At 69.7% G+C, this 14,169-nt stretch carries 10 protein-coding genes; 4 read left to right on the top strand and 6 right to left on the bottom strand.

Going from position 1 to position 14,169, the window contains the following annotated elements:
* Positions 1-55: 55 nt before the first annotated feature.
* The gene (locus AC5W7N_RS19425) at positions 56-1,456 is read left to right on the top strand and encodes a glycine--tRNA ligase (RefSeq protein WP_175586013.1); all 1,401 of its coding nucleotides are present in this window, start codon (positions 56-58) and stop codon (positions 1,454-1,456) included.
* Positions 1,457-1,511: 55 nt separating this feature from the next.
* Here AC5W7N_RS19425 and AC5W7N_RS19420 read toward each other — a convergent pair whose 3' ends face one another.
* Together AC5W7N_RS19420 and AC5W7N_RS19415 are read right to left on the bottom strand one after the other, a co-directional pair.
* Positions 1,512-1,652 (bottom strand): hypothetical protein, encoded by a 141-nt coding sequence (locus AC5W7N_RS19420; protein WP_163817306.1) that lies wholly within the window; start codon positions 1,650-1,652, stop codon positions 1,512-1,514.
* Between the two features lie 160 nt (positions 1,653-1,812).
* Positions 1,813-2,421 (bottom strand): TenA family protein, encoded by a 609-nt coding sequence (locus AC5W7N_RS19415; RefSeq protein WP_194992476.1) that lies wholly within the window; start codon positions 2,419-2,421, stop codon positions 1,813-1,815.
* A 150-nt stretch (positions 2,422-2,571) separates the two neighbouring features.
* Between AC5W7N_RS19415 and AC5W7N_RS19410 the strand changes: the two genes are divergently transcribed.
* Positions 2,572-3,858 (top strand): phthiocerol/phthiodiolone dimycocerosyl transferase family protein, encoded by a 1,287-nt coding sequence (locus AC5W7N_RS19410; RefSeq protein ID WP_495921948.1) that lies wholly within the window; start codon positions 2,572-2,574, stop codon positions 3,856-3,858.
* Here AC5W7N_RS19410 and AC5W7N_RS19405 read toward each other — a convergent pair.
* Together AC5W7N_RS19405 and AC5W7N_RS19400 are read right to left on the bottom strand one after the other, a co-directional pair.
* Positions 3,780-4,334 (bottom strand): MerR family transcriptional regulator, encoded by a 555-nt coding sequence (locus AC5W7N_RS19405; RefSeq protein WP_495921947.1) that lies wholly within the window; start codon positions 4,332-4,334, stop codon positions 3,780-3,782. The genes AC5W7N_RS19410 and AC5W7N_RS19405 overlap by 79 nt on opposite strands.
* A gap of 47 nt (positions 4,335-4,381) precedes the next feature.
* A complete protein-coding gene (locus AC5W7N_RS19400; protein ID WP_495921946.1) occupies positions 4,382-6,361 on the bottom strand; it encodes a TPM domain-containing protein in 1,980 nt (659 codons plus the stop codon).
* A gap of 112 nt (positions 6,362-6,473) precedes the next feature.
* On the opposite strand from AC5W7N_RS19400, the gene AC5W7N_RS19395 reads away from it, so the two are divergent.
* Entirely contained in the window at positions 6,474-7,151 is a 678-nt protein-coding gene (locus AC5W7N_RS19395) for an MBL fold metallo-hydrolase (protein WP_490725595.1), read from the top strand.
* Positions 7,152-7,336: 185 nt separating this feature from the next.
* Positions 7,337-12,799: an ATP-binding protein gene (locus tag AC5W7N_RS19390; protein WP_495921945.1), complete on the top strand. Its 5,463-nt coding sequence runs from the start codon at positions 7,337-7,339 to the stop codon at positions 12,797-12,799.
* Between the two features lie 99 nt (positions 12,800-12,898).
* Here AC5W7N_RS19390 and AC5W7N_RS19385 read toward each other — a convergent pair whose 3' ends face one another.
* Both AC5W7N_RS19385 and AC5W7N_RS19380 read right to left on the bottom strand, forming a co-directional pair.
* Positions 12,899-13,300 (bottom strand): ArsR/SmtB family transcription factor, encoded by a 402-nt coding sequence (locus AC5W7N_RS19385; RefSeq protein ID WP_194991218.1) that lies wholly within the window; start codon positions 13,298-13,300, stop codon positions 12,899-12,901.
* The gene (locus tag AC5W7N_RS19380) at positions 13,300-13,956 is read right to left on the bottom strand and encodes an SRPBCC family protein (RefSeq protein WP_163817295.1); all 657 of its coding nucleotides are present in this window, start codon (positions 13,954-13,956) and stop codon (positions 13,300-13,302) included. Before AC5W7N_RS19380 ends, AC5W7N_RS19385 begins: the two co-directional genes overlap by 1 nt.
* Positions 13,957-14,169 lie beyond the last annotated feature (213 nt).

Raw genomic sequence — 14,169 nt, 5'->3', positions numbered from 1 at the left:
TAGGCGGATCCGCCGCGTGGGCCCGATCCGGCCGCCCGATTCCGACTCGTACTGGATGGAGAATTCTCGCGTGGCACCCAAGTCGAAGGTGGACACCGTTGCCAACCTCGCCAAGCGCCGGGGTCTGGTGTACCCGTGCGGTGAGATCTACGGAGGCACCAAGTCGGCCTGGGATTACGGTCCGCTCGGCGTCGAGCTGAAAGAGAACATCAAGAAGCAATGGTGGCGTTCCATGGTCACCAGCCGCGAGGACGTCGTCGGCCTCGACTCCTCGGTGATCCTGCCGCGTCAGGTCTGGGAAGCCTCCGGCCACGTCGCCACCTTCACCGACCCGCTGGTCGAATCGCTGCACACGCACAAGCGCTACCGGGCCGACCATCTGCTCGAGGCGTACGAGGAAAAGCACGGCCACCCGCCGGCCAACGGCCTCGCCGACATCAACGACCCCGAGACCGGCCAGCCCGGCAAGTGGACCGAGCCGCGCAATTTCTCCGGCCTGCTCAAGACCTTCCTCGGCCCGGTCGACGACGAAGAGGGCCTGCACTACCTGCGCCCGGAGACCGCGCAGGGCATCTTCGTCAACTTCGCCAACGTGATGACCACCGCGCGTAAGAAGCCGCCGTTCGGTATCGCCCAGATCGGCAAGAGCTTCCGCAACGAGATCACCCCCGGCAACTTCATCTTCCGCACCCGCGAGTTCGAGCAGATGGAGATGGAGTTCTTCGTCAAGCCGGGTGAAGACGCCGAATGGCACAAGTACTGGATCGACACCCGCTTCTCCTGGTACACCGATCTCGGAATCGACCCGGACAACCTGCGGCTGTTCGAACACCCGAAGGAAAAGCTGTCGCACTACTCGGCGGGCACCACCGATATCGAGTACCGCTTCCGCTTCCAGGGCGGCGAGTGGGGCGAGCTCGAGGGCATCGCCAACCGCACCGATTACGACCTGAAGACGCACTCCGAGCACTCCGGCACGGATCTGGTCTACTTCGATCAGAACACCAAGGAGCGCTACATCCCCTACGTCATCGAGCCCGCGGCCGGTCTGACCCGTTCGCTGATGGCGTTCCTGGTCGACGCCTACGCCGAGGACGAGGCGCCCAACGCCAAGGGCGGGGTGGATACCCGCACGGTGCTGCGGCTGGACCGCAGGCTCTCGCCGGTGAAGGCCGCGGTGCTGCCGCTCTCGCGTAACGCCGACCTGACGCCCAAGGCGAAAGATCTTGCCGCGCAGCTGCGTAAGTACTGGAACGTCGAGTTCGACGATGCCGGTGCGATCGGGCGGCGCTACCGTCGTCAGGACGAGATCGGCACCCCGTTCTGCATCACCGTCGATTTCGACACCCTCGACGACCAGGCCGTGACGATCCGTGAGCGCGACTCGATGGCGCAGGAGCGGATCGCGCTCGACCAGGTCGAGGGCTATCTGGCCAAGCACCTGCTGGGCGCCTGATTCGACCCGAAGGGCCGGTTGCCGCGGTGCGGTAACCGGCCCTTGTCGTTGTCTGTCAGCCGATTCCGCTGCTGGCGCCGCTGCCGGTGGACATGGACTGGATCAGCCCCATCAGCAAGGCCAGGACTCCGCCGTCGGCGTTGCCGCCGGCCGCGCTACCGGTGTTGACGTCGGTCCTGGTGGGGTGCTTGTGCATGTGTTCTCCTCATCGTGCAGTCGAGCGGGGCTCGACGCTCCCGGTTGTGGGCAGGCGCCCGCGGGAGTGTGAGGGAGATTAGCGGCCTGAGCGAAGCGAAACGCCGCATTTTCAAAAATTGCCCCGGCCGGATCTGCCAAGGCTCCTTACCGCTCCGCTCTCAGACCGGGACGTCCCAGAACGCCAGCTCGTGACGCATGCCCTCGCGGAAGAAGTGTTCGGCTGCGGATCGGTCGACGCCGGTCTCGTCGAGCATGCGGGCACAGCGGCGGGTGAGGGCCGCGAATTCGGGATCGGCGTAGGTCTCCACCCAACGGCGATAGCGTGGCTCGGCGGGCGGGTTCTGCGCGAGGATGGCGCCGAGCGTGGAATAGCCCCACATGCACGGGTAGAGCGCGGCCAGGCCTTCGCCGTAGGAGGCGGCGGCGTCCAGCAAGAACGTTGTATACGCGGCGCAGGGCTCGCCTTTGACCGCGCCGTCGAGGTCGGCGCCGAACTCCGCGGCCAGGGATCGGTGCAGTGCGAGTTCTTCGTGGTAGGTCGAATGGGCGAGATCGACCAGATCGCCCAGATGCGCCGCGGGCGCCTGCCAGGCGAGGCGGCTGAACACGCGAACGTAGTCGAGCAGGTAGAGGTAGTCCTGCTCCAGCCAGGACCGGAACACCGGATCCGGCAGATCGCCCCGTGCGATTCCCGCGACCGTCGGGTGCGCCAGTTGTTCCTCGACCATCGGCCGGCCGATGTGCTCCAGATATGCGGCGAGACTCATGCCGACAGTCTCGCCCATGCGATGGCGCGGCGGCGCACGGCGGCCGCGCCGACGCCGTTCGGTGACCGGAACCCGTCGCGTTGCTGAACCGTAATGTTTTCCGGCCCCGTGGATTTGCGCGCGAACCACCTGTTGCCGCACGCTTGCGGCGTGCTGTGGGATGCGGGTGAAGTTGTGCGGTTGCTGGCGCCGTCGGAACAGCGTTTCGTCCGGCACGGCACCTATACCGGGCGATCGGTGTCGGTGGCCGGTCGGCTCGACATCCCGGCGCTCCGTGCCGCGTTCGCGACGCTGCTGCGCGCCTATCCCGTGCTGGTCTGCCGGATCGGCGTCGACGAGTACGGCCGCGGATATCTACTGCGGCCTGCCGGTTCCGGCGCGGTCCAGCCGTGGATACGCACCGGCGACCCTGCCGAGCTCACCATGCCCGCGCACCGGCTCGACCCCGCCGAGCAGTTGGCCTATCTCGACGTCGTCCGCGGATCGGGCGATCGGTCACGCGTGACGATGTATGTACACCACGGGGTTGCCGACGCCGGTCACTGCGTCGAATTGTTCGCCCGGTTCTGGGATTGCTACACCGACCGGATCATGGCCGTCCGCACCGTCGGCGGACCGTTCGCCTATCCGATGCCGCTCGAGTGGTATGCCGAACAACACGGCATCGCGCGGTGCGCGCATTCGGGCTTCGAGGACGTGGCCCGGCCGCTGCCGCCGGCGAACCCGGTGGGCGATGACGACGGGCCGGGCGAGGCGGTTCTGGTCCGGCCGCGACGGCTGCGGCTGGATCCGGCCGCCACCGCCCGCATCGTCGAACTGAGCAAGCTGCACCGGGTGACCGTCAACGCGTTGCTGACCGCAGCCCTGCTGCGGGCCTACGCCGCCACGGTCGGCGCGGGTGTCGCGATACCCCTCGGCTGCCTCTACCCGGTGGATCTGCGGGCCAGGCTCCACCCGCCGGTTCCCGCCGCGGCGGGAACCAACATGGCCGGGCTGGCCGCGTTCACCGCCGAGATCGACCGCGCCGACTGCATTGTCGAACTGGCGCAACAGGTCTCAAGGCGACTGCGCGCCGACCTGGAGACCGGAACGGTGCAGCAGTCGGTGCTGCATTTCCCGGATTACTTCGGCGACAACAGGATCCACTCGCTCGCCGGCCACCTCGCGATCACCAACACCGGTGTCGTCCCGCATTTCCGCACCCCCGCGGACGTGCGGATCACCGACTACGAGATCGTCTACCTGTCGGCGCACCCGCGCCGCTCCCTCGGCCCGTCCGCGGCCGTCACCTTCCTCGCCTACACCTTCGCCGCTCGGCTCACGGTAGCCATCCTCGGCGGCCCCGACCCGGCCCATCTCTACGACCGGGTACAAGCCGAACTCACCGCCCCGATCCGTTCGGGCGGCACACCGGCGATGAGCGGCCCGAACGGATGAATCAGACGCGGGCTATGGGCTCCTGCAATTCGGTGACCCATTCGGCGGTGTTCTCGGCATAGACCAGGGTGACCTCCCGGGTGGGGCCGCACGAGCGGTATCCGTTGTCGGCGATCCACCGCCCGAGGCATGACGCCCTCCTTCTCGATGACGCGGAGCCTCGCTTCGATCTGGACGAGCCGCGCCCGGTCGGCCGCGATCCGCTGTTCCAGTTCGGCCCGGCGCAGGATGAGCATGCCGCGCAGTTGCGCGCCGTCCACCTGCCCGTCGAGGATTCTGCCCACCTGTTCCAGCGTGAACCCCAGATCCTTCAGCGCGACGATGCGATTCAATCGCGCCAGCTGACCGGCCTGGTAGTAGCGGTATCCGGTGGCCGGGTCGATGCGATCCGGACGCAGCAAGCCGAGCGCGTCGTAATGGCGCAGCATGCGCACCGACACCCGTCCGTGCCTGGCGAAGTCTCCGATACTCAACATGACGCGTCCCGGTGTAGTGGCTCACACGGTGTGAGGGGCAAGGCAACTCAGAAGCGCCCGCCCCGGCTGACCCGCCGCGAGCCCGACGACCCACCGAACGAGGGCGCACGGTACCCGCCGCCGTACCCGCCCCGATGCCGCGCACCGGTGACAGCACCCCGGAGCAGGCCCTCGACGAGGATGCCACCGAGAACCGCGCCGGCCTGGGAGCCCGCGGAGGGTGCGCGTCCGGCCTCCCAGGCCCGGACGCTGTTCTGGGCTTCGTGCAGGGCGCGGCCGGCGAGGTCGGCGGCCGTTCGCGCATGGGTGAGGGCGGTGGCCGGGTCGCTGTCGCGCAGGCCGGTGGCGCCGTCGAGGTGGCGTTGCGCTTCGGCGAGGCGGGTGCGGGCGGTGGCGTCGACGCCGCCGCGACGGGTGCTGATGTAGTCGGCGGCCGCGCGCACCCTGGCGTCGGCGTCGATCAGGGCTTGGTCGAGTCGGCGGCGCAGGTCCTCGGCGGCGAGTTTGCGGTCGGCGGCTCGGGCCAGGGCGCGATCGAGTTCGGCGTCGGCGGACAGCGTGCGGTGAAAGGCGCCCAGCGGATCGCTCGCGGCCGCGCTCTGCGCCTCATCGAGAATTGTCCGTGCGTTCGCGGCCGCCGAGGCGAGTTCGGGGCCGCCGTGGGCGGTGAGTTCGGCCGCGGCGGCGAGATCGTTGCGCAATTCCTCCAGCGCGGCGGGCAGCCCGGCGCGGGCCTGCTCGATATTCGTCGCGGCGTGCAGGACGGCGTCGAGCAGCGTGCGGGCCTGCCCGATCGCGCCTTCCGCGGCCCGGATCGCCGCGACCGCGCCGCCCTGCTGACCGACCGGCCGGCGCAGGGCTTCGCGACCGGCATCGATAGTGGTCTCGGCGAAGGCGATGCGCTCGCGTGCCATCGCGACGTTGTCCCGGATCGAGGTGAGCACCTGCGGTGGATGAGCGGCGACGAGCCGGCTGAGTTCCTCGTCGGCGGCCGGCGCCCGCCCGGTGAGTTCGACCAGATCACGGGTCAATCCGTCCAGCCGTTCGGCCGCGTTGATGAGCAGATCGCGCATCGCGTCGAAGGCGGCCACCTGCTCATCGAGTTCGCGATCGGCCCGGCCGAGGGTGCCGATCAACTCGAGCAGCAGGGCACGCTGCTCGTCGGGGGTTTCCGGGATGGCGTCGTCGAGTCGTTGCCGAATCGCGAACGCCTGGGCCAGCGCCGTTGTCGCCTGGTCGACGGCGGTACGGAACGGGAGGGCGGCGGTCTCGCCGAACTCTCCGGTCGCCAACTCGAGCTCCTCCGAACTCGTGCGCACCGCATTGTCGATATCCACCAGCAGCTCCCGCGACCGGGCGTGCAAGGCGGGTAACGGCAGCGGCGCCAGCGCGGCGGTATCGGTGGGATCGATGGTTCGGGCCTGTTCGAGTTCGGCGCGTTCGCGCCGGCGCCGCCGCACCCGCGTGAACGCCACCAGCGCCGCGACGGCGCACACGATCAGTGCCCCGATGATCAGCACCGGCATCAGGCCGACGCCGCCACCGGACATCGCCGAACCGAGACCGTCGGCGGCGGCCACCCCCGCGTCGGCCCAGCGGCTGTCACGCAGTGCCGTTTCGACGTCGGAGGTGAGGATGCGGTCGAGTTCGGATTCGCTGACGCCGCCGGGCAGTTCACCATCGAAGGCGTAGGCGCGATCGTCGACGGCCACCGCGAGCAGCAGATCGCGGTCGCCGAACCCGGATCGCTCGGCGGTCTGCGCGGCCCAGCTCTGCGGACTCAGCCCGGCGAAATCGCCGACGTAATTCACCCACAGCCGCACCTGGTGGTCGGTGTAGAGCCGATCGACAGCGGCCCGCACCTCGGCGGAGCCCGCCGCGCCGAGCGCATCCGCCGAATCGACCACATAGGTGTCCATCCGGGTCGGCGCCTCCGCTCGCGCGGACCCCGGCACCGCGGGCCCGGATATCACCAGCACCCCGAGCACGACCAGCAGCGACCAGCGACCAACCCGATGCAGCGCCATGGCGTCGAATCTATCGCGCACCAGCGCCGCTTCGGCCGCGGTCGGGCGCGGGTCGCTCGGTGCTCCTCGACTACCCGGGCCATCGGGATCGGCCGGGGATAGCATCGAGACCGTGGTCACCATCGACAGCACCTACACCGGTCACGTCTCCGCCGGCTCGGCCGCTCAGCAGCGCGAGGTCCCCGGCGCGCGGATCATCAAGATGTCGGTCGGCCCGATGGACAACAACAGCTACCTGGTGCAGTGCGCCACCACCGGCCACGCCCTGCTCATCGACGCGGCCAACGACGCCGACCGCCTCATCGAGCTGATCGACCAGGAGACGCCCGGTCTGGTCCGCCACATCGTCACCACCCACCGGCACCCGGACCATTGGCAGGCACTGGCGCAGGTCGCCGCCGCCACCACGGCCGAGACCGCCGCGCACGCCCTCGACGCGACCGAGCTGCCGGTCACGCCGACCGGCACCCTCGCCGACGGCGACACCCTGACGATCGGCAGGCTGAACTTCGAGATCATCCATCTCACCGGCCACACGCCCGGCTCGATCGCGCTCGCCCTCACCGACGGCGCCGGGCGGACCCACCTGTTCACCGGCGACTCGCTGTTCCCAGGTGGAGTCGGCAAGACCCGCAGCCCGCAGGATTTCGCCACCCTCTACGCCGACGTCACCGCCAAAATCTTCGACCGCTACCCCGACGACAGCGTCGTCTATCCGGGCCACGGCGACGACACCACCCTCGGCGCCGAACGGCCGCATCTGGGGGAGTGGAAGGAGCGGGGCTGGTAGTTCGCCCCCGAACGTTCGGGGACGCGCGCCGGTCCGGGCCGGAAAAGCCGGTCGGCGGGAAAGAAAACGGGCGGGTAACCTCCGCTCGCTGTGCACTTTCGTGGGGTGAGCGTGCACACTACGGGCCAACTGTGAAACCCCGTCCGTCGGCCGGGTCCGTGCTGAAGGGAAAGGAGTCGGCGAGAGTGTTCAGCCGCATCGCCATCGTGAACCGGGGTGAGGCCGCCATGCGCCTCATCCACGCCGTCCGAGATCTGGCCGCGGCTACCGCGCAGCCGATCGAAACCGTCGCGCTCTACACCGACGTCGACCGCAACGCCACGTTCGTGCGCGAAGCGGATATCACCTACGACCTCGGCCCCGCGTCCGCGCGTCCCTACCTCGATCTGAAGGCCCTCGAACGCGCCCTGCTGGCGACCAAGGCCGACGCCGCCTGGGTGGGCTGGGGCTTCGTCGCCGAAGACCCGGCGTTCGCCGAACTGTGCGAACAGATCGGCGTCACCTTCATCGGCCCGAGCCCGGACGCGATGCGCAAGCTCGGCGACAAGATCGGCGCGAAGCTCATCGCCGAGGAGGTCGGCGTGCCGGTCGCGCCGTGGAGCCGCGGCGCGGTCGAGTCCGTGGAGGCGGCCGTGGCGGCCGCGGCCGAGATCGGCTACCCGCTGATGCTGAAGGCCACCGCCGGCGGCGGCGGACGCGGCATCCGGAAGATCAACGACGAAGCCGAGCTCGTCGACGCCTACGAACGCACCAGCCAGGAGGCCGCGCGCGCCTTCGGCAGCGGCGTCGTCTTCCTCGAACGCCTGGTCACCGGCGCCCGCCACGTCGAGGTCCAGGTGATCGCCGACGGTCAGGGCACCGCGTGGGCGCTTGGCGTGCGCGACTGCTCGGTGCAGCGGCGTAACCAGAAGATCATCGAGGAATCGGCCTCGCCGGTGCTGAGCCCGGAGCAGGCCGCCGACCTGAAGGCCTCGGCCGAGCGGCTCGCGGTCGCCGTCGGCTACCGCGGCGCGGCCACCGTCGAGTTCCTCTACCACCCCGGCGACCAGCTGTTCGCCTTCCTCGAGGTCAACACCCGGCTCCAGGTCGAGCACCCGATCACCGAATACACCACCGGCTTCGACCTCGTGCACGCGCAGCTGCACGTGGCCTCCGGCGGCAAGCTCGAAGGCGAGCCGCCGGCCGAACGCGGCCACGCCATCGAAGCCCGCCTCAACGCCGAAGATCCGGACCGCGATTTCGCGCCGGCCCCCGGCCGCATCGCGCTGCTCGATCTGCCGGCCGGCCCGGGCATCCGCGTCGACACCGGCGTCAGCGAGGGCGACACCATCCCGGCCGACTTCGACTCGATGATCGCCAAGATCATCGCCTACGGCCGCGACCGCGAGCAGGCGCTCGGTCGTCTGCGTCGCGCGGTCTCGCAGACCCGCGTCATCATCGAGGGTGGCGCCACCAACAAGAGCTTCGTGCTCGACCTGCTCGATCAGCCCGAGGTGATCGACGCCAGCGCCGACACCGGCTGGATCGACCGGGTGCGCGGCGAGGGCAGGCTGGTCTCGCAGCGGCACTCCGCCGTCGCGCTGGCGGCCGCCGCGATCGAGGCCTATGAGGAAGAAGAGCGCGCCGAGCGGCACCGGCTGCTGTCCACCGCCTCCGGTGGACGTCCGCAGGTGCAGCACGAGAGCGGCAGGCCGCTCGATCTCAAGCTGCGCGGCGTCGGCTACCGGGTGCGGGTGGCGCGCATCGGTGCGCACCGGTTCCGCATCGGCATCGAGGCCGGCAGCGAGATCCGCACCGCCGACGTCGACCTCGAACGCTTCGACCAGCACACCGGGCAGATCGTCGTCAACGGCATCCGCTACCGCCTGGTCACCGGCACCCACGGCCCGGTCCACCTGGTCGACGTCGACGGGGTGACCCACCGGGTCAGCCGCGATGAGGGCGGCGTCGTCCGTTCACCCGCGCCGGCGCTCGTCGTCGCGACGCCACTGCAGGTCGGCGACGAGGTCGAGGCCGGTGCTCCGGTGCTGGTGCTGGAGAGCATGAAGATGGAAACGGTGCTGCGCGCGCCGTTCCGGGCTCGGCTCAAGGAATGCTCGGTCTCGGTGGGCACCCAGGTGGAGGCCGGTGCGCCCATGTTGCGGCTGGAACCGATGGCCGACGACGCCGAGGCCGCCGACACCACCGCGAACGAGCCGGTGGAGCTGGACCTGCCGGCCAGCCGGGCCGGCACCCAGCCGCACGAGCGGCTGGTGCGTGGCCAGCAGGACATGCGCAGCCTGCTGCTCGGCTTCGACGTCGATCCGCACGACGACCGCCGCGTCGTCCAGGACTATCTGGCCGCGCGCCGGGAAGCCATCGCCGACAACCGCAGGCCGCTCGCCGAGGAGCTCGAGCTGATCGAGGTGTTCGCCGACCTCGCCGAGCTGAGCCACAACCGCACCTGGGGCGATGACGGCGGCCACGCGCACGTGCACAGCGCCCGCGAGTACTTCCACACCTATCTGCAGAGCCTGGACGTGGAGCGGGCCGGGCTGCCGGAGTCCTACCGCGCCAAGCTGGCCCGCGCGCTCGGCCACTACGGCGTCACCGAGCTGGACCGCACGCCTGAACTCGAGGCCGCGGTGTTCCGCATCTTCCTCGCCCAGCAGCGTCCGTCCGACACCGTCATGGTGATCACCACCCTGCTGCGCGAATGGCTCGGCGAGCCGGTGCCGGACGCGGCGCTGCGCGAGCCGGTGGGCCTGGCTCTGGAGCGGCTGGTGGCGGCGACGCAGGTGCGTTTCCCGGTGATCGCCGACCTCACTCGCGGCCTGGTCTACGCCTGGTACGGCCAGCCGCTGTTGCGCCGCAACCGCGCCCGCGTCTACGCCAACGTGCGTAAGCACCTGAGCTACCTGGACGCCCATCCCACCGCGCCCGACCGCGGCGAGCGGATGGCCGAGATGGTGCGCAGCACCGAACCGCTCGTGCGGCTGCTCGGACAGCGGCTCGAGCGGGGCAGCGCCGACAACACGGTGATGCTCGAGGTGCTGACCCGGCGCTACTACGGCAACAAGGACCTGCTCGACGTCCGCACCCACGAGTCGGGCGATTGCACCTTCGTCGTCGCCGAGCGTCGCGGGCTGACGCTGGTCTCGGCCGCGGTGAGCTTCGGCGCCCTCGACGGTGTGCTGCGTGGTCTCGCCGATCTCGCCACCGGCGCCGCGTCCATCGAGGCCGATATCTACCTGTCCTGGGAGCGGCAGCCCGAGGACTTCGACGAAATGGCCGCCGCGCTGCAGGAGGTGCTCAGCGCGCATCCGCTGCCCAACCAGGTGCACCGCATCACGGCCACCGTCGCGGGCAGTGGCGGCGCGGTGATGCACCACCACTTCACCTTCCGGCCGTCCGCGACCGGTCTGGCCGAGGAACGGCTGATCCGTGGCCTGCATCCGTACATCGCGGAGCGGATGCAGATGAAGCGGCTGCGCAAGTTCGACCTGACCCGCCTGCCGTCCTCCGACGAAGAGGTGTACCTGTTCCGCTGCGTGGCGAAGGAGAACCCCTCCGACGAGCGGCTCATCGCCTTCACCCAGGTCCGTGACCTGGCGGCGCTGCGCGAACACGACGGCAGGCTGCTCGCCCTGCCGACGGCCGAGAGCACGCTCGCCGCCTGCGTCGACGGCATCCGGCGGGCGCAATCGCTGCGGGGCTCGGGCAATCGCCTGCACACCAACCGCATCGTGATGTACATCTGGCCGCCGCTGGACCTCACCCAGGCCGAGCTGCAGACCATCGTCGAGCGCGTGGAACCGACGACCTTCGGCGCCGGGCTGGAGGAGATCCTGCTCATCGCCCGCAAGCCCGACCCGGAGACCGGCGAGCTGGTCAAGATCGTCGTGCGGATCGGTTTCGATGCACCCGGCTGGACCAAGGTGACCGTCGGCGAACGCACCGACGACCCGGTGGAGCCGATCGACGAGTACCGGCAGAAGGTGCTGCGCGCCGCCAGCCGCAACACCGTCTACCCGTACGAGCTCACCGGCCTGCTCGGTGACTTCGTCGAATACGACCTCGACGACAACCACGCCCTGGTTCCGGTCGACCGGCCCAAGGGCCGCAACAAGGCCGCGATCGTCGCCGGTGTGGTCACCGCGCCGACCGAGCGGCATCCGCAGGGCGTCACCCGGGTGGTGCTGCTCGGCGATCCGACCAAATCGCTGGGCGCGCTGTCGGAGCCGGAATGCCGCCGGGTGATCGCCGCCCTGGATCTGGCCGAACAGATGCAGGTGCCGCTGGAGTGGTACGCGCTGTCCTCCGGTGCCCGGATCTCCATGACCTCCGGTACCGAGAACATGGACTGGGTGGCGGCGGCGCTCAAGCGCATCGTCGAGTTCACCCAGGACGGCGGTGAGATCAATATCGTCGTCGCCGGCATCAATGTCGGTGCGCAGCCGTACTGGAACGCCGAGGCGACGATGCTCATGCACACCAAGGGCATCCTGGTGATGACGCCGGATTCGGCGATGGTGCTCACCGGCAAGCAGGCGCTGGACTTCTCCGGCGGTGTGTCGGCCGAGGACAACTTCGGTATCGGCGGTTACGACCGGGTGATGGGTCCCAACGGTCAGGCGCAGTACTGGGCGCCGAACCTGGCCGCGGCACAGGAGATCCTGATGTCGCACTACGACCACACCTACATCGCACCGGGTGAGCAGGCGCCGCGGCGGGCGCAGACCAGCGATCCCTTCGATCGCGACGTCTCCGGCTTCCCGCACCGGATGGCCGACAGCGATTTCACCACCGTCGGTGAGATCTTCTCCGCCACCGCCAACCCGGATCGCAAGAAGCCCTTCGATATCCGCACGGTCATGCGGGCCCTGTCCGACCAGGACCACCCGGTGCTCGAGCGCTGGGCAGGCATGGCCGACGCGGAGACGGCGGTCGTGCAGGACGCGCATCTGGGCGGAATCCCGGTGTGCCTGCTCGGCATCGAGTCGCGCGGCATCCCGCGGCGCGGGTTCCCGTCCACCGACGGCCCCGACACCTACACCGCGGGCACGCTGTTCCCGCGGTCGTCGAAGAAGGCCGCCCGAGCGATCAACGCGGCCAGCGGCAATCGCCCGCTGGTGGTGCTGGCGAACCTGTCCGGCTTCGACGGTTCACCGGAGTCGATGCGCAAACTGCAGCTGGAGTACGGCGCCGAGATCGGTCGCGCGATCGTCAACTTCCGTGGGCCGATCGTGTTCTGCGTGATCTCGCGCTATCACGGCGGCGCATTCGTGGTGTTCTCCAAGGCGCTCAACCCGAATATGACGGTGCTGGCGCTGGAGGGCTCGTTCGCCTCGGTGCTCGGTGGCGCACCCGCCGCCGCGGCCGTGTTCTCCGGTGAGGTGAACGCGCGCACCGCGGCCGACCCGCGGATCCAGGATCTGGAGACGCGCGCCGCCAACGCCGCGGGCACCGACCGTGCCGAGCTGACCGCCGAACTCGATGAGCTCCGGTCCTCGGTGCGGGCGGAGAAACTCGGCGATGTGGCAGCGGAGTTCGACAAGGTGCACAACATCCACCGGGCCGTCGAGGTGGGTTCGGTGGACGCGGTGATCCGTGCCGCCGAACTGCGCCCGCGCATCATCGAGGCGATCGAGGCGCGCCTCGGGAGCTGATCCGGCCGGCCGCTGATCCGCGGCCGGGCTGAACGGATGAACGGTGGTCGGGTCGGCATAGCCCGACCACCGTCGTCGTTTCGTGCGCGACGGCCGGACTCACGCAGGCCGGGTTGCGCGCCCGGCCGAATCGTCCGCGCGAGCGGTCCCGCTTCGCCGTGCCCGTTTCCCGCGCGCCACCTCGGTGGCCAGCGCATCGAGCGGTTGGGCGAACTGCGCCAGTGGGTCGGCCAGCCCGGCCAGCCACGCCTTGGCCACCTCAACACCCGCCGGATCCACCGCGTACAGCCTGCGGTTGCCCTCGGCTCGCACGGTGACCAGCCCGGCATCGCGCAGCACCTTCAGATGCTGGGAGACGCCGGGCTGGGAGATGGCGGTGTGCTCCTGGACGGCGGCGACGACCGTGCCTGCCGGCTGTTCACCGCCCGCCACGAGTTCGAGGATCCGGCGCCGCACCGGGTCGCCGAGCGCCTCGAAGATCTTTTCCGCGGCCGAGCTCATCAGGATTCGGGGTTCTCCTCGGGCTCCACCGTGTAGAAGGTGATGGTCTGCTCGGCGGCCGCGCGCGCCTCGGCCGGATCGTCACCGCCGGCAACGGCGGCCTCGGCCCAGCCGGTGGCGGCGGTGCGGACGAATTCCGTGCCCTCCGGTGTGGTCGGAAACGCCAGGCCTTCGGCCGGATCGACCGCCGCTCCCGTGGACAGATGCAGGCCGAGCGCCATCAGCAGCAGATCCCAGCCCACCCCGACCGCGCCGGGCCCGTACTGCTTCCACATCTCCGGATCGACCGGTGCCTCGTGCGTCAATTGCAGCAGTGTGCCTGCGTCGGTGGCGGCGAGGCTGACCTGCACCCACGACACCTGCGGACCCATCTCCCAGGTCAGCGTGAAGGACTCCGGCTCGTCGCACCGTTCGACCACGCCACCGGCATGCCCCTCCAGCTGATACCGGCCGCCGACCTTCAACTCCCCGGTCACCGGCAGAAACCACCGTGGAATCCGCTCCGCGTTGGTCAGCGCGTCCCAGAGATCCTCCCGGTCGGTGGGGTAGCTCCGGCGCGCGATGGCGATCTTGGTCGGTTCGCCGTCCCGTTCGCCGTTTCGAACCTCGCGTACTACGAGCCCGGCGACGGCAACCGGATCAGTGAGCAATGGCATCGCAACAACCTCCTTGTATAAGTTTGAGCTTATGCTACCCCGGCTGTCCGCCCGCGTCACCCACCCGCGGAAAAATGATGCCGCTGGTGTTTGTGTCCGCAGATGCCGGGTAGTAGCCACGGTGTAGCTGATCGATGGCTTCACGGCATCGGCTACGGATGGAGACCGCTGAACTCGGTGATGTCTCACGCATCGAGTCGGACCGACCGGCTC

It is taken from the genome of Nocardia sp. CDC519, from assembly GCF_059509835.1.
Note: the sequence above shows the minus strand (reverse complement) of the source record. Positions and strands in the feature narration are given on the sequence as shown.

What these genes read in the sequence shown, in the direction of transcription:
- AC5W7N_RS19380 (WP_163817295.1), bottom strand. Translation starts at nt 13,956, where the DNA reads ATGCCATTGCTCACTGATCCGGTTGCCGTCGCCGGGCTCGTAGTACGC.
- AC5W7N_RS19385 (WP_194991218.1), bottom strand. Translation starts at nt 13,300, where the DNA reads ATGAGCTCGGCCGCGGAAAAGATCTTCGAGGCGCTCGGCGACCCGGTG.
- AC5W7N_RS19425 (WP_175586013.1), top strand. Translation starts at nt 56, where the DNA reads ATGGAGAATTCTCGCGTGGCACCCAAGTCGAAGGTGGACACCGTTGCC.
- AC5W7N_RS19415 (WP_194992476.1), bottom strand. Translation starts at nt 2,421, where the DNA reads ATGAGTCTCGCCGCATATCTGGAGCACATCGGCCGGCCGATGGTCGAG.
- AC5W7N_RS19400 (WP_495921946.1), bottom strand. Translation starts at nt 6,361, where the DNA reads ATGGCGCTGCATCGGGTTGGTCGCTGGTCGCTGCTGGTCGTGCTCGGG.
- AC5W7N_RS19405 (WP_495921947.1), bottom strand. Translation starts at nt 4,334, where the DNA reads ATGTTGAGTATCGGAGACTTCGCCAGGCACGGACGGGTGTCGGTGCGC.
- AC5W7N_RS19420 (WP_163817306.1), bottom strand. Translation starts at nt 1,652, where the DNA reads ATGCACAAGCACCCCACCAGGACCGACGTCAACACCGGTAGCGCGGCC.